At 39.8% G+C, this 20,457-nt stretch carries 17 protein-coding genes, 2 pseudogenes and 1 riboswitch; of the genes and pseudogenes, 5 read left to right on the top strand and 14 right to left on the bottom strand.

From position 1 onward, the window contains the following. The 4 genes from AZ66_RS15325 to sdaAB all read right to left on the bottom strand — a co-directional run. On the bottom strand, positions 1–358 hold a 358-nt coding region (locus tag AZ66_RS15325; RefSeq protein ID WP_044355621.1), incomplete at its 3' end, for a PAS domain-containing protein. Positions 359–714: 356 nt separating this feature from the next. Continuing rightward, positions 715–2,037, bottom strand: a complete 1,323-nt coding sequence (locus tag AZ66_RS15330) for an aromatic amino acid transport family protein (protein ID WP_044355622.1) — start codon at positions 2,035–2,037, stop codon at positions 715–717. 292 nt (positions 2,038–2,329) lie between these two features. After that, positions 2,330–3,220: an L-serine ammonia-lyase, iron-sulfur-dependent, subunit alpha gene (gene sdaAA, locus AZ66_RS15335; protein ID WP_044355623.1), complete on the bottom strand. Its 891-nt coding sequence runs from the start codon at positions 3,218–3,220 to the stop codon at positions 2,330–2,332. Between the two features lie 22 nt (positions 3,221–3,242). Continuing rightward, complete coding sequence (gene sdaAB, locus AZ66_RS15340; RefSeq protein ID WP_044355624.1) at positions 3,243–3,941, bottom strand: L-serine ammonia-lyase, iron-sulfur-dependent subunit beta; 699 nt, start codon at positions 3,939–3,941, stop codon at positions 3,243–3,245. A 589-nt stretch (positions 3,942–4,530) separates the two neighbouring features. Here sdaAB and AZ66_RS15345 point away from each other — a divergent pair. Beyond that, positions 4,531–5,196 carry a helix-turn-helix transcriptional regulator gene (locus tag AZ66_RS15345; protein ID WP_044355625.1) on the top strand — a complete coding sequence of 222 codons (666 nt, stop codon included), beginning with the start codon at positions 4,531–4,533 and terminating at the stop codon, positions 5,194–5,196. 146 nt (positions 5,197–5,342) lie between these two features. Here AZ66_RS15345 and AZ66_RS15350 read toward each other — a convergent pair. The 4 genes and pseudogenes from AZ66_RS15350 to AZ66_RS15365 all read right to left on the bottom strand — a co-directional run. Beyond that, a pseudogene (locus AZ66_RS15350) lies at positions 5,343–5,540 on the bottom strand (IS5/IS1182 family transposase); the annotation flags it as partial. 115 nt (positions 5,541–5,655) lie between these two features. After that, positions 5,656–5,983, bottom strand: a pseudogene (locus AZ66_RS15355) (AzlD domain-containing protein). Continuing rightward, positions 5,974–6,702, bottom strand: a complete 729-nt coding sequence (locus tag AZ66_RS15360; protein ID WP_044355628.1) for an AzlC family ABC transporter permease — start codon at positions 6,700–6,702, stop codon at positions 5,974–5,976. Before AZ66_RS15360 ends, AZ66_RS15355 begins: the two are co-directional and overlap by 10 nt. A 79-nt stretch (positions 6,703–6,781) precedes the next feature. Next, complete coding sequence (locus AZ66_RS15365; protein WP_044355629.1) at positions 6,782–7,591, bottom strand: TrmB family transcriptional regulator; 810 nt, start codon at positions 7,589–7,591, stop codon at positions 6,782–6,784. Between the two features lie 480 nt (positions 7,592–8,071). Then, a riboswitch (cyclic di-GMP riboswitch) is annotated at positions 8,072–8,156 on the top strand. A gap of 109 nt (positions 8,157–8,265) precedes the next feature. Here AZ66_RS15365 and AZ66_RS33350 point away from each other — a divergent pair. Continuing rightward, positions 8,266–12,138 carry a glycosyl hydrolase family 18 protein gene (locus AZ66_RS33350; protein ID WP_044355630.1) on the top strand — a complete coding sequence of 1,291 codons (3,873 nt, stop codon included), beginning with the start codon at positions 8,266–8,268 and terminating at the stop codon, positions 12,136–12,138. 170 nt (positions 12,139–12,308) lie between these two features. Here the strand turns inward: AZ66_RS33350 and AZ66_RS30650 are convergent, their stop codons facing one another. After that, complete coding sequence (locus tag AZ66_RS30650; RefSeq protein WP_231586891.1) at positions 12,309–13,427, bottom strand: RICIN domain-containing protein; 1,119 nt, start codon at positions 13,425–13,427, stop codon at positions 12,309–12,311. Positions 13,428–13,766: 339 nt separating this feature from the next. On the opposite strand from AZ66_RS30650, the gene AZ66_RS15390 reads away from it, so the two are divergent. The 3 genes from AZ66_RS15390 (at position 13,767) to AZ66_RS29895 (ending at position 16,714) form a co-directional block, all read left to right on the top strand. After that, complete coding sequence (locus tag AZ66_RS15390; protein WP_028532056.1) at positions 13,767–14,354, top strand: TetR/AcrR family transcriptional regulator; 588 nt, start codon at positions 13,767–13,769, stop codon at positions 14,352–14,354. 96 nt (positions 14,355–14,450) lie between these two features. Continuing rightward, positions 14,451–14,696 carry a hypothetical protein gene (locus tag AZ66_RS31905; RefSeq protein WP_052648536.1) on the top strand — a complete coding sequence of 82 codons (246 nt, stop codon included), beginning with the start codon at positions 14,451–14,453 and terminating at the stop codon, positions 14,694–14,696. Positions 14,697–14,752: 56 nt separating this feature from the next. Next, positions 14,753–16,714, top strand: coding sequence for a serine hydrolase domain-containing protein (locus AZ66_RS29895; RefSeq protein WP_197081712.1), 1,962 nt, complete (start codon positions 14,753–14,755; stop codon positions 16,712–16,714). 402 nt (positions 16,715–17,116) lie between these two features. On the opposite strand, the gene AZ66_RS15405 is transcribed toward AZ66_RS29895, so the two are convergent. The 5 genes from AZ66_RS15405 to AZ66_RS31910 form a co-directional block, all read right to left on the bottom strand. Next, complete coding sequence (locus AZ66_RS15405; protein WP_044355632.1) at positions 17,117–17,662, bottom strand: hypothetical protein; 546 nt, start codon at positions 17,660–17,662, stop codon at positions 17,117–17,119. A 113-nt stretch (positions 17,663–17,775) separates the two neighbouring features. Then, the gene (locus tag AZ66_RS15410) at positions 17,776–18,168 is read right to left on the bottom strand and encodes an AAA family ATPase (protein WP_156159979.1); all 393 of its coding nucleotides are present in this window, start codon (positions 18,166–18,168) and stop codon (positions 17,776–17,778) included. Positions 18,169–18,200: 32 nt separating this feature from the next. Next, a complete protein-coding gene (locus AZ66_RS33785) occupies positions 18,201–18,515 on the bottom strand; it encodes an AAA family ATPase (protein ID WP_052648538.1) in 315 nt (104 codons plus the stop codon). Positions 18,516–19,344: 829 nt separating this feature from the next. Next, entirely contained in the window at positions 19,345–19,752 is a 408-nt protein-coding gene (locus tag AZ66_RS15425; protein ID WP_044355636.1) for a YrvL family regulatory protein, read from the bottom strand. A 225-nt stretch (positions 19,753–19,977) separates the two neighbouring features. Next, the coding region (locus AZ66_RS31910) for a hypothetical protein (protein WP_044355637.1) at positions 19,978–20,457 on the bottom strand (480 nt) is incomplete at its 5' end.

Genomic DNA, 20,457 nt, shown 5'->3' on the forward strand with positions numbered 1-20,457 from the left:
CCAAGTTTATGTTAATGCACATAAAACCATAATTTTTGCCAGCTTCACCACGAATGGCTATCATGCTTGATTTCATTGAGTGGTTGTTCTTGCTTTTGGTAAAATAACTGATCGCTTGCTTTGCGTTAGAGTACTTAGCCTCACTCAACATCTGCAAAGCCATATTCGTAATCGGGGCTCCTAATTCTCTGCCCGTATGATGCCCGTTCGCGATTTTGATAACGGTATTTTGATAGTCTTCCAAGCTATGCAGCACGATCTCGCTGGCATCTCCCAAATAATCGGCCAAGCCTTCCACGATGGAGTCATAGGATTGCAATATCGCCCGATCATATTCCGTAAAATTCTTATTCTTCATAATTGGTAATCCTCCTTTCTATGTGTATAGCTGCCAATAGAACTGATTGACTCAACATTTGTTCATTTAATTAACCAATTTATAGTATTATTCAATCTCAGCCAGTTCAATGTAAAAGAGGCTCCAAAAAAGTCAGCTTGGGCAGAGCCTCTTGTCTAAGTTATTCCCTTACACAGCAGCATGAACGAGTACAACTGAAAAACTCCAGCCAAGACGGGATAATCATGCGACTAGGTTAAATCATAGCCCCGATTCATCTCATGATTGAAATCACGAATGAGTCGACTAATCAATAAAAAGAGAGCTTTCTTAGGTGCCAATGACAAGCCACCTGAGAAAGCTCAAAAAATATTTAATTAGAATAATGCTTTCAAACTTGCAAGGACAGTGAGAACGCCCACAACAGTGACAAAAATATTGCTAAGTTTTCCTTTGTATTTAGCTAGCGCAGGAACTTTATTGATCGCATACATTGGTAAGAGACATAAGATAGCAGCAACTAGCGGTCCGCTGAGAGTATCTATAATTCCAAGAATGCTTGGATTTGCATAAGCGGCATACCAGCATGTTAATACTACAAAAACAAGGATCGCTCTCTTAACTGTTTTTTCTTTGAGGTTTTTTCCACGTGCTTTACCGGCCGAGATAATCATGTCACGCATTACCTCGTATACTCCTACATAATGGCCAAGAAAGGACTTTGTTACGGCCACAAACGCAATAATAGGAGCTGCAATAGTGATTAGAGGCGAATTAAGCCGATTGGCAAGGTATGAAAGTACTGATAAATTCTGTTCTTTTGCTATTACAAGATCATCTGGAGTCAAACTCAAGACACTGCTCCAAACAAAGAACATAACGACAATGAAAGTCATGATATAACAAACTTTTTGTATTTGAGAACATTTGGCGTCTGTAGCTAGTATTCCATAAGTTTGTCTCTGTTTCATAACAAATGACGATATCATAGGAGAATGATTAAACGAGAATACAATAATCGGCAATATCATCCATATCATATTGAAGTATCCTCCTACTCCTGTTGGAGCAGTAGAAACACTTGAAAAACTAAGCATCGACGTATTCCACTGTGGAATTAAAGATATTGAGATAAAAAGCAGCGAAGCTATAAAAGGATATACTAGCATACTCATTACCTTTACAGTAATATCTTGACCAAAGTTCAGTATAGCTATAAGACCGAGTACTAATACAAGCGATAAAATGGCTCTTGGCGGCTCATTCATGTGCAATTGATTCACCATAAAACTACTTGCAGTATTTGTTAGTGCAACCGAATACATCAGCACGATAATATAAATCGATAAGAAAAATACGAGGTTAAAAATTATACTTGCCTTATTACCGAAATACTCTCTTATCGTACCTGTAATCCCCTCATCAGCAGATTTGGAAGCATATATCATTTTAGCAAGTGCCCTATGCGAGAAGTACATAACAGGAAATGCAAGTATTGTAATTAACAGTAATGATAATAAACCTCCTGCTCCCGCATTAATAGGTAAAAAGAGTACGCCTGCTCCAATTGCTGTTCCAAAAAGGCTCAATGCCCAGGTGGTATCTTGCTTGTGCCACTTTTTGGGATCTGGATATTTTTCGTTTTTCCCTGTAGGATCTTCAGCAGTAAATTCAAGTTTTTCGGCTGTATTCCCATTCATATTATAATTCCTCCTTGTATACTGGTTAACTACTTTATCATTTCCTCTCTTTTAAAACTGTTAAAATTGTTTACGTTTTCAAAACTATTTAATGCATACTATTACATAATGTGGCAATAACAGATATCGATACACTCTCCTCTCATCCTTGATAGAGAATTGGAGAATGAACCTTAACAACTGTGATTTTTTTCACAAATTATGAGTTGTAATCTCATTTTTTTCTATAACGCTTACATTTCAGTGTAACTATTGTAATCTTTTATTACTATAATTATATATTATTATAATCTTATTTTCTAGTAACCTTATCTTCGAAAATTTTGTTTTTAATAGCAATTCCTGTGGGAGTGGCTGCAATTCCACCTAAACCTGTCTCTCTTAATTCGCGAGGCATCTGTCTTCCTACTACGAACATCGCTTCAATTACTTCATCAGCATTAATGATGTTGGTTACGCCCGCTAATGCAATGTCCGCTGCTACTAAGGCATTAGCCGTTCCAATAGCATTTCTCTTTACACAAGGAACTTCTACCAAGCCTGCAACCGGATCACAAACTAGACCGAGTAAATTTTGCAGTGCAGTTGAGAAAGCGTCAGAAGATTGCTGAGGTGTTCCTCCGGCAGCTTCTACTGCTGCTGCTGCAGCCATTGCTGAGGCACTACCTACTTCAGCTTGACATCCTCCGAAGGCTCCGGAAATACAAGCGTTATTTGCTACTATCATTCCTAATAAAGCTGAAGTGAATAGAAAATGAACCTTGTCTTCATGACTTAACTGTAAACTATCTTGAATACTAAACAGCACTCCCGGAATTGTCCCACTTGCACCTGCAGTTGGAGTTGCACAAATAACTCCCATCGACGCATTTACTTCATTAACTCCGATAGCGTTTTGGACCCCGAGCATCATCAAATCTCCAGAAAGGGTTTTTCCACTTTCACGATATTGTTTTATTTTAACAGCATCCCCTCCGGATAAACCGGTCGGAGAAAATACTCCATTGCCCTCAGCGCTTTTCTTTACAGCATTCTCCATAGTCACTAAATTTCTTTCCATTTTTCTCCAAACATCTTCATAAGAAGTTTTAGTTTGCTCGATTTCCTGCTCGATTGCTAATTCATAAATTGGCTTTTTCCTTTGATTAGCTGCATCGATAATTTCCTTTATAGTCATGTACATAAACTTTTCACCCCTAATCTAATTAAAGAATAATGATGTTAGCTGCACCGCTGGAATTTCCCAATTCCTTCTGAACATCACTAGATAATTGAGAATCCACATCAAATTGATATAAATATTTTCCTGACTTCTCCAAACTATTAAAATTGTTAATTTCCACATTATATTGTTTAAAGATCCTGCGTAATATAAATTCAAGGTCATCTCTCTCGGAAATCGCTATAATAACCGGCAATGGCCCTTGAAGATGTAAGCTAAACCCGTCAATTTCTATATGTTTAATTTCAATTAATCCGCCACCGACTGAAGTTCCCATTGTTCTAATATTTCGATTTCCATCCTCCAGATAAATATCTGCAGTATTCGGATGACCGGCAGGACTATCACCTGCTTCTTCTAAAAAGGTAATGTCAATTCCTTTAGATTCTGCTATTTCAATAGCACCAGGCACCCTACTATCGTCGGCAGCAAATCCTAATATACCAGCAATAATTGCAAAATCAGTTCCGTGTCCTTTATGGGTTTCAGCAAATGATTCATAATACCTTACCACAACTTTTTTTGGAAGACCTTGAAATAATTTATTGGCAACTGTTCCAATAGCTAAGGCACCTGCAGTATGTGAACTGGAGGGGCCGATCATAACCGGTCCAATCACATCAAAACAACTTTTGTAATTAACAACCCTTTTTTCTTTAACAGGTACTAATTTCATGTTCATATTAGTTTCCTCCCCATAGTTGCCATACTAGTCACCCGCCCACCATGTAAGGGTTTTCAAAAGTAACACTAAGAATCATCAAACCCTTTCTTAGTACGAATTGAATACTTGGATAAATTATCGTTGTAATCATACTCGTTGCAATCAATGCCATCAAAACAACGATGTTTTCTGATCCTTCTCACATAATTTGAAATAATTTATTATAGTAATTATTTTTTATTACTACACAGACAGAGTACCACATAGATATTCATGCAGTCAAACAAATGATAATAAATTATTTTTATCGGAATTTTTTATTACAAATTTAATGTTTCTCCCTTTTAAAATTCTAAAAAACTTGTTATAAGTTATAATAGGGTTGTCTATTTTGAATGCTGGCTTCTTCATTAAACGAAACCTTGCCGATAAAAGACCCGAAGTTGGGTTGTCTATAGCTGAAAAAAGAAGAACGCATCTATGTACGAGAAGTAAAGCGCATCTTTTATTGAAAGAGATTTTGCTCAACCTTGGAATTGAATATGAATTCGCGAGCAATTTCATAGTGAATGAAATTCAGGAATAACTGATTAGGAGGAATACTTAAATGGATAATGAACTATTTCGACACTATCAAAACATAATGAATTATTTCGGGGAAATTTTGGGATCTAATTATGAATTTGTATTACATGTTTTAAATCCTAATGGGGGTTCTCAAATCGGTCACATAGTCAATGGAGACTTAAGTGGAAGATCTTTAAATGGCCCTTTAACTGACTATGCAAAAAAATTAATCAACGAAAAGGTATATTTAAAAAAGGATTATGTTGTAGATTATGTTGGAGAAGGACCAAGAGGTAAAAAATTCCGTTCATCAACTTTATTTATAAAAGATCGTGAAGGTCAATTACAAGGTCTTTTATGTATAAATTTTGATGCGGATGTCTATAGAAAAGTCGCAAAGGATATATTAAAATTGGCCAATCTAAGTTCAGCTATAGATCTTATCGAACAGGAAACTGACCAGGAACAACCTATTGAAAAACTTACCGATAATATTCGTAATATCATTTATGGAGTAATAGATAAAGATATATTAGAATCCGGTGCTCAGTTATCACCTGAACAAAAGAAACTTGCTATTTTCAAATTAAAGGAATACGGGGTATTTGAAGTTAAAGGTACAATAAATGAAGTTGCTGAAATAATGGGAATGTCGGAATCAAGTGTTTATCGTTATCATCAAATGATATCTCGCAACGACAAGTAGCCCCAATCGAATCAGAACAATAAATCGAGCAATACAACCTTGGATCAATCCGAGGCCGTAGAGCGAAACAAAAGACGACTATTATTCTATTTATGGGATAATAGTCGTCTTTTTCACTGTATACACAAGCCTGTACCACTGGCTTCTCACTTCGGTAGCTTTACTATTCTCTTCACGTTAAGAGCGAAGATTGCCATTATGCCTTGTAACTCCATGCCAACAAGATCTAAGGATAACGCTACGCCATACCCATGTCTATGTTTGAGTTCACTGTTCTTCGCCTCAATTTTGTAGCGTTCTTTTGCCTTTGTTTTGAAAAATTCTCCCTCTTGGAATACCATTTGCTAGGTGTGTAGTTTTTGGCAGTAGGTATTTCAGCCACTAGACCCTTTTTACAGCGCGCATATAAAATTTTATACTCATAGCCATGTATCCTCGATAAAACTCTAGTATCAAGTTTCAAAACAATAAGCGTAAAATGATAATGGAAATAATACCGCCCAGTACGGTTCCCAATAAACTTCTTGTTTTTATCGCAATTAAAAAAGTCGGTATGGCTGCAAAAAAATTCAATGTTGTTGGTAAGAGATGTAAGCTTTCCGTCATGGATAAATATCTCTTGACCTATCAGAGCTGCTATTACAGAAATGGGAACATAATTTAACCAACGCATTGCCCATTCTGGTAATTCAAAACGACTAAGCACCATAAGAGGAACGACCCTTGGAATGAACGTGACAAAAGCTGAGCCTAGAATAATCAAAAAAATGTCCCATCTTACTTCCATTTTTCTACCACCATTCCTATTGTTGAAGCAATAATTGTAGCCACAATAACGCCCATACTGCTGGACAAAAAGAAAGAACTTCCCACAGCAATGACCACTGCAATAATTGCGACAACGATATCAAGTTTGATTCTATTTCGCCCTAACATGGAGAGTACGAGAATGCCAATAAACATAGCTGGCAAGGCAAATGCTAGTCCGAATTTCTCCGGATTCGAAATCCATTGTGCCAAAAATGCTCCTGCTAGATTCGCTACAAGCCAATTTACATAAGCGGTTATGTTGAGACCATGCATCCATTTCTCACTGATTCGCTTTCTCTTGGCCGCCTCGGTAATCGCGACACCGAATGTCTCATCGGTGAGTAGAGTACCTACTAGCATGTTGCGAAGTGGAGTAAGATGCCGGAAATAAGGTGCTAGTGCGGCACTAAGTAAAATATGACGAAGATTGACAAAGAAAATCGTAATAATAATGGCAGTAATCGAACTACTTGCTGCTATCATACCCGCAGCAATAAACTGAGCTGAGCCAGCATAGAGAATCATAGACATCAGAGCGATCTCAGTGATGCTAAGTCCCGCAGTCTTTTGGATCACACCTGCAGCTAATCCGATACTTAAATAACCCAGCAGCGTGGGGACACAATCTTTTACTCCTTGGATAAAGCTATCCTCATCTCTCGGAGACGAATTCATTTGGACGTTCGACAGACTCATTTCATTCCCTCTTTATTTTCAAGTATTAGAAGCTAACTTACTAACTACTACGAAAAAGTGAAAGAAAATACGGTTCAATTTATTTGAACCGTTTCCCGGTAACAACATGAAATAGGTTAGGAGCGTTTTTCCAAAGCGCTTCTGCTTTCTCTGGGCCCACTTCTTTCACTAATTCTGAGAACATAATGTCATGCCTGATGTATTCCATCGCGATTAACACAAGTGCCGGGTCTTCCGTTTTTACCGCCCATGCAGGTGTATTTGGCGCGAAATTTGCAATTAAGACTTCTTCATTATCTCGTGCAACAATCGTTAAGCGGCCGTTCATACGTTCCTCAGCTACTTCTGGAGCCATGTAATTGTGATGAGTAGTTGCCCCAAGCTGAATCTCAGGTGCTCCAAAAAGAATAGAAAAGACGTGGATATTATCCTTTATCCGCTCATCTATAGCACCTTTTATCGAAGCGACTTGTGGTTCCCAGATCGACAACCATATTTCTTTTTTAGCTTTATCGATTATGTCAATCATTTCGGCCACAACGCGCTCATCACTGCTGATGCGTCGAATAACATCTACTTCTTGTTCACTTTCTAACGCAGATAAATTCTTTTCAAGATAATCCATAGAATTGTCAAAGTCATTACGCAATCGATGGATTAACTCTTTTGCTGGTAAAGGTGCATAGGTTACGGGGTCAGAAGGTACTGTGTACACCGCACCTTTATCCATTAATTTTGCCAATACTTCATAAATCGTTGAACGAGGCACACCCGACCTTTTGCTTATTTCATATCCGGTTATAGGGGAGTTTTTCAAAAGCCCTATGTACGCTTTACATTCATATTGTGAAAAGCCCCATTTCTGAAGTTCTTTAAAAAGTTCTTCCATGGCAACTCCTTTAGTAGTTAGTGTGTTACTTACTATAAAATAAAATGAATTAGCTGTCAAAGCTATAGCGAATGAACGATATTGATTGCATTAATTTGACTTATAAGGAAAGTTACACTCGGTTATCATTTTACGAACTCTGGATCGTTTATCCAAATTTAAATAGTCTCACCCCCTCCCTTTAGACCTACTGCCCAAGCCTTATCGCAAATTTGGAATATGTAAAAATACATTGCAGGGAATATCGAGAGAACGGCGCAGTTACGGGGCTGATGCCCAACATCAAACCATATGGAATTCATATAACATCCTCTTATCGCATCCGGATTTTAACATGATAGGGTTATAAGTGAATAATAATATCGAACTATGTTCAGATATTCACAAATAATCCGTATGACCCATTAAATAAACGCGAAACTGCTGTATATTTAACGGTGTAAACATGTATCGTTATGCAAGAGTATGCATGTTTGCACAGATATTACTAGGCAAAGCTAGGGAAATCTAGTGACGCAAAACTAAAGGGGCTAAGGAAGAAATTCTATGCTAGCCAGTTGCCGATTAATAGATCCTAACCCTATTAGTCGTATGCGTTGTTTTGTATAGTTATAGCAAGATCCCCCACCCTAGCTGCCTATTAATAAAATCTATTGATAGGAAGTGAGTAACGGATGAAGACTAGGAAAAAGCAGAGTGCCCGGAGATTATTCGCAATGACGGTAGTGACCATCATGATGTTCGTGTCTTCGTTGGCACCGGCTTATGCAGGGTCGGCTGTTTCCGCAGCACAGGAACCTGTGGTCAAAAACGCGACAAAGGAAATCCGGAATGTTATGTACTATGGCGATTGGTCGATTTGGGGAGGACAAGGGAACTTCTATCCCAAGGATATTCCTGGCGATCAATTAACCCACTTGAACTATGCGTTTCTCGATTTTGACGCCCAAGGCAACCTTGTCTTTACGGACAAAGATGCGGCTGTAGAAGCGCCTGTCGGCCAGGAAGGCGTACAATGGCAAGCGGCCAATGCGGGCAGCCTTATCGCCCTACAGCAATTGCGCGCAGAAAACCCGAATCTGAAGATTGGCATCTCTCTTGGCGGATGGTCGAAATCAGGCGACTTCTCTGTCGTAGCGGCCGATGCTTCAAAACGGGCGAATCTGATCCAAAATGTGATGACATTCATCAAGTACACGAACATGGACTTCGTGGATGTCGATTGGGAGTTCCCAGCTGAAATTCGACAGCCTGATCTGGTCGATAATAAGAACGATGAAGGCACGAAATACGCCACGCCGGAGGATAAAAACAATTATATTTTGCTCCTGCAAGACCTCAAAAACGCATTGAATAAGCAAGGATCCGAGCTTGGGAAAGCGTATGAACTGTCTGTTGCGCTTCCGGCGCCAAAGAGCAAGATCGATATCGGCATAGATGTGCCTAGACTGTTCAACATTGTAGACTTCGCCAACATTATGAACTATGACATGCGCGGCGCATGGGATGAAGTAAGCGGCCATCATACTGGCTTGTATACGAATCCGAACGACCCGCTCACGGGCAACAACCTGTCGGTCGACGAAAGCGTAAAATACTTGATTGAGCAAGGTGCCGAGCCGAACAAGATTGTGATTGGGGCGGCCTACTACACTCGCGGCTGGGATAAAGTGTCGCAAGGATCCGATCCGAGTCATCCAGGACTATTCGGCGAAGCGGCACTATCCGCCAAGGATGCGGATCAGTCTCCATCCCGCGGCGCGGTTGGCGAAGCAGCGCTCACCATTGGGGACGCCGGCCGTCGAACAGGGATTTGGTCTTATCGCAACCTTGACAAGCTAAAGGCCACTTACCCAAATCTCAAGGAATATTGGGATGATGCAGCCAAAGCTCCCTATCTGTATGATGGGACAACTGGCGTATTCTACACCTATGACAATGAACGATCCATTCAAGAGAAAACGAAATATGTGCTCGAGAATGGTCTGGGCGGCGTAATTGCTTGGATGGCTTCCAACGATGCCCCTACTACGAATCCTACCAAGCGTGACAAATTAACAAAGACAACGAAAGAAGGCCTCTTCGGAAGCCAGCCGTTGACAACCCATGAAATTAAATATACCAAGCTGGACGTTACGGCAGATGTGAAATCGTATACAGAAGCTTGGGGCAACAATAAAGGGGTTGAAATTTCCCTCTTCAATAACGAGTCCTTGACCGAATCGAATTCAGTGTTGAGAGCCGTGGAAAGAGGCGCGAAAACGGTTAAGCTGCCGAAGCTTTACATCCAAGCCGATGGGCCGCTGACTTCCGGCGATTATTTGGCGGGTATCGTAACTAATGAGAACGGTTACACGGTCGTCGATTTGAAATCGGTCTATGATGCAAAAACGATTGAAACTGGCAGATCCTATACGTTCAAACTAAAGGGAGATGCCAAGATTACAAGCATGGAGCTGGTTCAGCGGGTGTCGGATAACAGCCCAGAAATGAACAGACAACTCATTTGGGGTGATGAAGCTCCAAGCAAGAATCAACCGCCTGTATTGCATGGCGTAACGAACCTGACGCTTACAGTCGGCGACAACTTTGATAAGCTGGCTGGCGTAACGGCTACGGACGCAGAAGACGGAGATCTCACATCCCATATTGCCGTGACGGGAGAAGTCAATACGAATGCAGCCGGCAAGTATGAGCTGGTTTACTCCGTTACGGACTCGCAAGGATTAACGGTCGAGAAACAACGTACCATTACCGTTATCGAAACGACAGCACCGGGGTATGACTTTGGGGTTGGCCAAGGAATCGAGTGGCCGAAGCAAATCAATTCCCCATTCATCGACATGGTTGCATGGGTTACCAAGCCGGGCTATTCCAACAACGGCGCTCCTAACCTTGCCAGAATTTCCGAGGATACCGGCGTGAAATTCTTCAATCTTGGCTTTGTTCAGCCCGTTGGGCATCAAGTAGCGGACGGCAAAGTGCAATGGGGCTGGGGAGGACATGCATTACTAAGCGAAAAGAATCCGCAAGACACCCAATATCAAGGAATTAAGCAGTCCATCCGGGAAATTCGCGAGTTGGGCGGAGATGTCACGATCTCGCTAGGCGGTGCGAACGGAGCTGCATTCTGGGAAGTTACTCAAGATACCGATACGCTCTTTAATACTTATATGGAGCTGGTTCAAGGCTATGGACTGACCCGATTTGACCTTGACATTGAGGGCGGCGCTCAGAACAAAGACATGAATATCGCCAACGCAAAGGCGATTAAGAAGCTGCAGGATGCAACGGGAGTCGATATCGTAATAACACTCCCTGTACTGCCAAGCGGTCTGACTTCTGTTCAACTGGATGTGTTGGAAGCTTACTTGTCTGCTGCCGTGGATGTCCACGTCGTGAACATCATGACGATGAACTACGGCAGTGGTACGCTCCAGCCTGGCGAAAACTATGGTTCAGCTTCTCTGAGAGCCGTTGATTCGACGAAAAATCAAGTGAAGCAATACTACAAGCAATTCGCCAACATCGATCTAACCGATCAAGAGGCTTATGGAATCATTGGTACGACACCATCTATCGGGTTCGAAAGCAACCTTCATCCGATCTTTACGACGGAGTGGTCGCAGTTGGTTGTGGATCATGCGATCGAGAAAGGGCTGGCGATGACCTCCTTCTGGTCGATGAACCGGGATGCAATGTTGGAAAACAACAGCGGCGTAACGGCCCAATATCAATTTACCGATATTTTCAAAACATTCGGAAATGGTAGCACCCCGCCGGTAATTTCAAAACCTGTGATTCATGGTGCAGCAGATAAAACAATCTTCGTTGGCGAGCAATTTGATCCGAGAGACGGAGTTACCGCTACGGACAAACAGGACGGCGACCTGACCGATCGCATCGTGATCGAAGGAGCGGTTGACTCCTCTACCCCAGGAGCCTATAAGCTGGTGTACACCGTAGAGAACAGCCAAGGACAGCAAGCAGTTGCTGAACGCACGATCACTGTGGCAGAAAAGATCAATCACAAGCCAGTGATTCATGGCGCTGCGGATAAAACAATTCTCGTGGGCGATCACTTCGATCCGAAAGAAGGAGTTACCGCTATGGATGAAGAGGACGGTGACCTGACCGATCGCATCGTGATCGAAGGAACGGTTGACTCCTCTACTCCGGGAACCTACAAGCTGGTGTACACTGTAGAAGACAATCAAGGCCTGCAAGCCTCTACAGAGCGCAATATTACCGTTACCGACGGGCTTGCGGATACGTATGATCCGAACAAGATCTACTATGAAGGTGATACGGTTATCTACAAAGGAGAGAAATACACTGCAAATTGGTGGGTACGAGGCGAAGCGCCGGATAACTCCATAGCATGGCATAAAGAAGTGAATCCAAACGAGGACGGAAGTGTGGATTACGTGCCGGGCAATGTGTATGTAGAAAACGATTTGGTTCGCTATGAAGGCAAGCTCTACCAAGCCAAGTGGTGGACGAAGAGCATTCCGGGCAGCGATGAATCCTGGAAGCTTGTAGAATAATAGCAAGGTGTATCTACTGGGACTGACCCTTTACGGGTTAGTCCCTTTTGAGAATCAAGACGAATCTTACTTATTCGGGCCAAGTGCCAAAGTCATTCCGATTACACGAAAATATGAAAAAAACAGCTAGATCAATTCGATCTAACTGGTCATATGAATTCCTACCCCTATTAATTTAAAAGTACCAACTTCCACTTTTGAGCAGCGGTCCCATTATCCGTCCAGATCTGCACATTCGTACCGTCGCTCGTACCTGATGCGGATACATCCAGTGCCTTATTGCTGTTACTATTAATTAGTTTATACGAGCCATCTGTATTGCGTATGAAGCTCCATTTCTGTGCCCCTGAACCGTTGTCATCCCAAATCTGCACGTTTGTACCGTCTCCTGTCCCCGAACTTGTCACATCCAGTGCTTTGGCACTAACCGCGTTAATCAATTTATATGTGCCGTCTTGGTTTCGATACACGGTCCAACGTTGTGCTGCTGATCCGTTATCTGAATAAATCTGAACATTTGTGCCATTCGCTGCCCCTGCTCCTTGAACATCCAATGCTTTTCCACTGTTTACATTAATTAATTTATAGGGTCTTCCCACAAGCACATCGTTGCTAGTCAAGTTTGGATCCTTGGAATATTGCTGCCATAACTGATCGACAGTCTGGCCAGTTAACTTCACCCATAATTGTTCACTATAAGTTCGATTACGAAGATTGAAGTCCATCTCATTGACAATCGACGGACGGATCCGATTTTCCAGCCATACGAAAAAGCGAGCTGTAACTTGGTAACTATCCGTATATTGTTGATTAGGGCTATAATTAGGCAGGGACCATCCTGCTGGACCATTATTTCTGCCATATTTATAACGAGCATAGTCCGCAATCCCTTCGGTTATCCATCCCGGACTTCCCCCAGGGTAGGCTTGAACGATATGCATTAACTCATGGGTTACCGTATCGATATCTTCCGGATTCTTTCGCAGCCAATTAGAGCTGAATCTAACATTGCCCCCTCCTGCTTCCGCAACACCAGAGTATGTCGGATCAATTGTAAAATGTACTTTGCGAGCTGCCTGACCATTGAAACGTGCAACCATTTGAGGATATACGATAAAGAAAGTATCAATCATTCGTTGTTTCACTGTCGAATCAAAAGAAGGATCCTCGTTATTCATTACTAATGTGTAGGTTCCGTCTGAGTAGGAATCAGTCTCGGCAGAGACCACCACCACTTCAGAACCGAATAGTACCATCATCATCAAAATCATTGACAATTTTCGAATCAATTCTTATTCCTTCTTGATGGATCTAACTAGCTCATATCGCTGATAATTTCCACCTTCAAAACGTTCCTCCTTCCCACCCTAATCCACAGCTGTTCCGTTACTTTCGCGATAATGGTTCCCCCAAAAGCCCTGGCCCACCAGGAAATATTATGCAAATTATTCTTTTTTATGTAGTCTACTACTGATTTTGTGATCTCTTCATGGGTTACTTTAGGATCGATCTCAGCTCCATTATTATCAAGCAACATATATCGGTTGACAGATATTACAAGAGAGAGTATGATTCTATCATGAATCAAAAGATAAATTTATTCATAATAAAATAAGGCGGTGTAATGGATGACAAGAGGACCGAAAGGCTTTTCTGATGAAGAAAAAGTTGAGCTAAGAACAAGGCTTTGTACGGAATGTGAGCGGAGTTGGGCATTGCATGGATACAAGAAAACAAGTATTGGTGAATTAACAGCAAAAATAGGAATATCAACAGGAGCATTTTATTTATTGTATTCGGCTAAAGAGGATTTGTTTTGCGACACCTTAGAGCGCGTGCAAAATAGGTTAAAAAGCAAATTGCTAGAAATTATTAATAGTAAAAGGGGCAAAGCTGGTTTTATTAGTTCCATGAAATGGCATTTCGAAGAATTTGATAAATTACCATTTCTATATGATCTGGGAACTCCAGATTTCTTGGCCTTTTTAAACAAATTACCTAAAGACCGTATCGAAAAACTACACTTTGATAGCGAAACTTTTTTCTACGATACCATTGATCTTGCAGGACTCAGACTGAAAATTGAAAAAGAAAAAGCATATGCTGTAATAGGTTCGATGCTATTTATGGTGACATTGAAAGATAAACTTGCTTATGACCGTTTTGAAGTATTTGAATTTCTATTAAATAGTACGATAGATCAAATTTTTGAATAAAGAGAGAAATATAGCACCAGTATTCATTATTTTAAATATTGCTGTCGGCATTTCTAACTGGGGTGTTTCTTATTTCATATGTTAGGAGTGAAAGATATGATGATTGATAAAGTGTTTAGCAGCATGAATAGCGCGTGTAAAAAGGCCGGGGAATGGGCAGGAATTTCTATCAGCTTTCCCAAACCCAGCAAACGGTCATTCCTAATAAGTTCACTTACAAATGGGATAACAGGGATTGTTTTTATGCTAGTTGGAATTTTTTTATCATATAAATGGATGCTAGCGCTAGGTGTATTAGGCATTGCAGGCAGTGTAGTAACAGGTATACAAGCAAGGAGATAAAACTTGTGTTTCTAAAAATATATGAAGATTACATAATGGAAATAAGGAGACTTGTAATGAAAAAAACAAATAGGCTGGTTGCTTTTGTAACCACCGTAATTACAATTTTCAGTTTCTTTTTCTGCTCTCCCATGTCAGCATTTGCAAGTACTGAAGTAACTCCATCAGGTGTGGATATTTCAAAAATCGAAACAATAGTTGATGATATTATGGAAGGTAAAATAGGGGTTACCGTACCGGGAGCGGCAGTTTCTATAGTTAAAGACGGAAAGCTAATTTTCAGCAAAGGGTATGGGGTAGCAAACATAGAGAAGAATCTTCCCGTTGATCCTACATCTACTGTATTTGAAATTGGATCGGTCAGCAAAATTTTTACATGGACAGCAGTAATGCAACTAGTTGAACAAGGAAAGATTGATCTACATACAGATATACGAGAATATATCGGGTATGAGCGCCTTAATTTGGTTTATGATAAACCAATTACGATATTAGATTTAATGAACCATACCGCAGGGTTTGAAGAAAATGCAAGCGAAATGCTTACTTTTGAGAAAGAAAAAGTTATTCCTCTTGAAAAATGGGTGAGTGCAAAACATCAGCCCAAACAAATATATGAACCGGGAACGGTTATCGCATATTCTAACTTCGGTACAGACATTGCCGGATATATAGTGGAAGTTAAGTCTGGGGAACTCTTTGAAGAATATGTAAAAAACCATATCTTTGATCCTTTGCATATGCAAAGAAGCACTGCCTATGCAAATTATTATCACCTGCCTGGGTTTGCAGAAAATAAAAGCAAGGGTTATGGCAGTGCGTCAGAAGGATTCGAGCTGCTACCAGAAAACTTTTTAAATGAAGCACCTGCCGGCGCGATTACCTCAACCGCAGAAGACATGGCAAAGTTTATGATCGCACAAATGGATTATGAGGGTTCTTTAAATAACTCATTATTTAACTCGCCTCAAACGCTTAAAGAAATGCATGCCGATTCCCTTTCTGTTTCTGCCGGTATGCCTTCTAATGCCCATGGGTTTTGGCAGCGTCAGGAAAACGGAGTTCGCTTACTGGAACACGGAGGAAATACAACCAATTTTTCTGCATTTTTAAGTCTCCTCCCGGAAGAGAATTTCGGTGTTAGTGTGCTTACCAACGTAGCTGGAGAATCGGGTGGTGTGCGGACTGAAATTGTCGATAAACTTTCTGCCCAATTTTCTCATCAAGCAAAGGTTACTGTGCCAAATCCCCATACCCAAGATCTCAGTGGAACTTATTATTCGGGCCGAATGATTCATAGCAACTTCCTGTCAAGTTTATATTTGCTTTCTGGTGATAGTATTGTGGTAAAGGACATGGGGAACGGGGAAATTGAAGTACGGCCTTCCATCGATCCAAATCGAGAAACACTTCACTTTGCAGAGGTCGCCCCCTTGGTTTTTGAACGAATGGATTCCAATCCATCTATATTGGAACGAAGCGGAGGGTCTCTTGCCTTTTTATCCTTTGAGTTAGATGAAAACGGTCAGGTTAATAAAGTTCGCACAGGAAATATTCGGGACTATCTAAAAATGCCGTTATTCAAAAACATCCAAATCAATCAGATTGCTTTTGTTTTTTGTATAATAATTTTTATTACAGGCTCCATCGCTGCACTCGTATCCGTCATTTTATTGAGAAAACGTAAAAAGCAGGGAATCTCACTTCATATACCGGCATATAAACAAACAAATCTATTACCGGTTATCGGTCTATTATGTATGGTTAACATGATAGTAACTATAATGAGGTTTATGTCAGCTATGTCCTCTCCAATTGGAGATTTTAGGATACACCTAATAATCAATGCTGTTTTTTCTATTGGCATGGTAATTGCAGCTATCCCTATTTTACGATCATTTAGGGATAAGCAAGTTAGCAGAAAAAGAAAAGTATGGAATGCTATATTGATAGCAACTATCTGTCTGTTCATTTTATTGATGATTCAGTACCGCTTTCTGTTGTTTTGGACTATATAAATAGTCGCCAACAGAAACGGTTCGAAAGAATCAGAAAGGATAATTGCGTAAAGACTTTTCCTATAATCATAGGGTACTTCGTACCCGAAACGAACGCGAACATTTTCAAGAAGCCAACTATTATAGCTGGCTTCTTTTTTCATCATATCCTCACCTCGAGTACATCTCTTTTAATCCTTGATTTCCAAGCCTCGTGCTACCTTCCAATTATGAGGGAGAACTTACAAGCTACAAGTTTCTGTTCCTGTGAGTTCATTACACAGCTCAACTACCGGGTACATCAAGGGAAAGAGAATTTCCTTGATTATCGATTTCTAAATAAACATCCACACTGTTCACCCCTTTCCTAGTCTTATGAACGTAGATTGAATCTTTTCGATTGCCTGTACCTTATCTATGTCATCATTTCTTTTTTCTGTTTTTAATAATATATCTCTTGATCACGTATTCAAAACCAACGCATATTTGACCAAGAACCAAAAGAAGAACGGAGATATAAAAAGCGGTGTCCAATCCCGAAATAGATACATACGGAAAAATGTTAAAAACAAAGTAAATAACTAACGTATCTCCAATCACATTGACAATGTGACTAATCACTCGAGTAGGCTTTTTTTTCAAGAGGGCCAATAATAACGCATAAATGAACGGATGTATAAATGATTCTACTAGCAGAAACAAGAGAATTATGTACATCGAAACTGTGAACGCGGCATAATGATTTGGGAATGTGAGTGTGTGGTTTAATGCTCCGATTCCGGTTAACAATAGTGCGAATAATCCAGCCAACAACGAAACGATTGTGAGTAATAAAAGCGCCAACACTGGTATGAGCCACAACTTTACTTTAAATGGCGGCTTGGGTTCATTATCCTCACGATTGACTATATAATTCATAAGATGTAAAAAACCAATTAAAATAATGATAACAAACAGCAAATAGGTCATACCATTTCCCCCTCCAATTAACAAAAGTAAAAGGACACAATAGAGCTTTTTATTTGCTCTACTGTGCCCACCTGAATTCTTCGGATGTAAAATGTTTTGGGTGGACTTTATCATTACTCTGCTTGATGTAGCAAGAGGTTTTGATAAAATGCTGAGTCTGGATCGCCGTTTTCGCCTTTTTCGGTAAACTGCTCATACGTTCCTTGAAATCTTATACTCCCTTTATGCAATAAATGAATTTTACAATGTATATTTCGAAATTCATGTAAAGTGTGAGTAGAAAGAATGACTGTAGAACTTGTACCAAGAGTAAGCCTTTCTATTCTTTTTAAAATTTGCAATCTTGCTTCGGGATCAACTCCGGAAGTCGGTTCATCGAATACATACAGCTTCCTTTGCATAAGCGTTACCGCCAAAATACTTAAGTACCGCCGCTCGCCTATAGATAACTGACCGAATTGGTTGTCCCATACTTTTTCCATTAACTCAATTTCTGAAGATTCCATGTATTTATCGGTATAAGGAGTATTCGAAACTTTTATACTATTATTGTGATCCGTGTACAAAAAAACCGAAACAGATCCTTTCCTTTCAAAGTCGAAGGAAACGATAACCCCTGTAATTGATAAATAATTTCAGAATGGTTCGGTACACCTTTGATTTCTTTGGGTCTTGGAATAACATTTGTAATTAAATCAAATAACGTCGTCTTACCGGAACCGTTTTTTCCTATAATGACGTTTACTATACCCGGTTTAAAATCTACAGTTACATTCTCCAAATTACTCTTATTACAATTCTTATGCCTATAATTTAAATTCTCAATTGTAATCATATACCTGCCCCAATTCATGTTCGATTTGTCGAGGATACGATTCTTGTATATCTCATCCCCAAAAGTCCGATAATCATATATAAAATCAGGCCGAATACGATATGAGCCGAGCCAAAATTCATAAATTCCTTACCCGTTATGAATTCCGCTATTAATAGATTCAAAGCTCTAACCAGTTCTAATGGATTGATATATAACAGCAGGATTCCCCACGACAATGATTGCGACAAATTATTAGCGGTTACGATCAAAAATACAAGTAGAAGCATATTCAATACAGTAACTAGTGATTCTTGCTTCATCGGGAAAATCATAAGTATTAAAAAGAAGAACATTATCGGAATTGCCCCGATTAAGCCCGCAACGACGGAACTAATCATAAATAATATAATATCTGTAGGGTTATGTAGACTACATAAGCTGGTCACTAAAGAAAAGATGAGGATCGAAAGAATCAGGAAGGATAATTGCGTAAAGACTTTTCCTATAATCATAGGATACTTCGTGCCCGAAACGAATGCGAACATTTTCAAGAAGCCATCTTCTCTCATACGGATCAAGCTTGTCGTAACCTCAATAGACATGACGAATGTTATATAGGCTAAGAACATGCTGGCTTGGTATTGAAAAAAAGATGCTTCTGGACTATTCATGATCCAATTGTAATGATATACGAAAAAAAGAATTAAGGGTAAAAGCAAGTACCACAAAAAACTCACTTTCTGATTCAACGTTATTTTTGCATACAATCGAATATACTCTCGAACAACTGACAATGTAATGTTCACTCCCCGTTAACCGAATGGAATCATTTGAATTGCGAACTCATTATTTTGCTTCTTTCTTCTCAACGATCATGGTCTTTTTTCTGAAAAAGTAAAGTATCAATCAAATAGATAATAAGAACAAAACCAATCTCAGAAAAAATAGAAAAATGAACGGACGTCATCCATTCATCAATCAGATGAACAGCAACAAAATCGAGGAGTATTCGGAAAATAGCGTCATGATACTGCTTAAATTGCTGACCAGTAGAGAGGAAATACCTTGTCTTCATAAAAATAAATAATACTTTGGTAACCGCATCAGCAACGAATGATAGACCGATAAACAGAAACACCGATGTCCACGATTCATATTGAATTCCTAACACCTCAAAAATACCAATATGGAAGAATAGGAAAAAAGCAGCCACGCCGAGCAGAATAATGAGCAATAGTATACTTACTATCACATTAGGAATTATCTTTTTCATGATCTCTTTATTCCTTTTCGTTTTTACATTCACCATCATTTATTTGTAAACGGCCGAGAAGTCGAAAATAACGCCCCGGTTATTTAATTCAAGATCTGCTTCTTGTCTTATTGCTTTTATTCTACTTGCACTTATTTTTCTCTCCCACTAATTGGAGCCGGTTCAGTATGTCCGAGGTGTCAATATAGGTCAATATAGGTCAATATAGTGTTATCTGCTGTTACACTACTTAGATTCTGCATTAAATTCCCCAATCATGTTTACATCTTGGAGCCCTAGTCTCCTTATGCGTTCATCAATAAGATTCTGTCCTTCAGTTGATTTAAAAAATTCGCTTACTTCATTTCTTGTAAACATAGTTTTATTAGATAAAGACTTTCTAGTCCTCTCTGTTTTAAAACCGATTAACGTTATTGCAAGTCCTAAGCTAATTAATGAAATTGCGTCACTCCATGCATTAACAGTCTTAACGGGAATGTCAATTTTTAAATTTGGCAAAACTATTATTGCGATTACTGCACATCCTAGAGAAGTTGAGCGTAGAACTGTTAAATTATTGACCTTGATTCCTCTCTTTTCTTTTATTCCTTCTAAAACGTATTCAATTACGTCCAATAGTATTAAAAAGAAAGCTGCAATGGATACATATAATAACCACTTCCCAGTTGCATTAATTATTGGTGTTAGCCTTAATACTAGATAAAA

Source organism: Paenibacillus sp. E194 (genome assembly GCF_000935845.1).
Taxonomy (GTDB): Bacteria; Bacillota; Bacilli; order Paenibacillales; family Paenibacillaceae; genus Paenibacillus_B; species Paenibacillus_B alvei_B.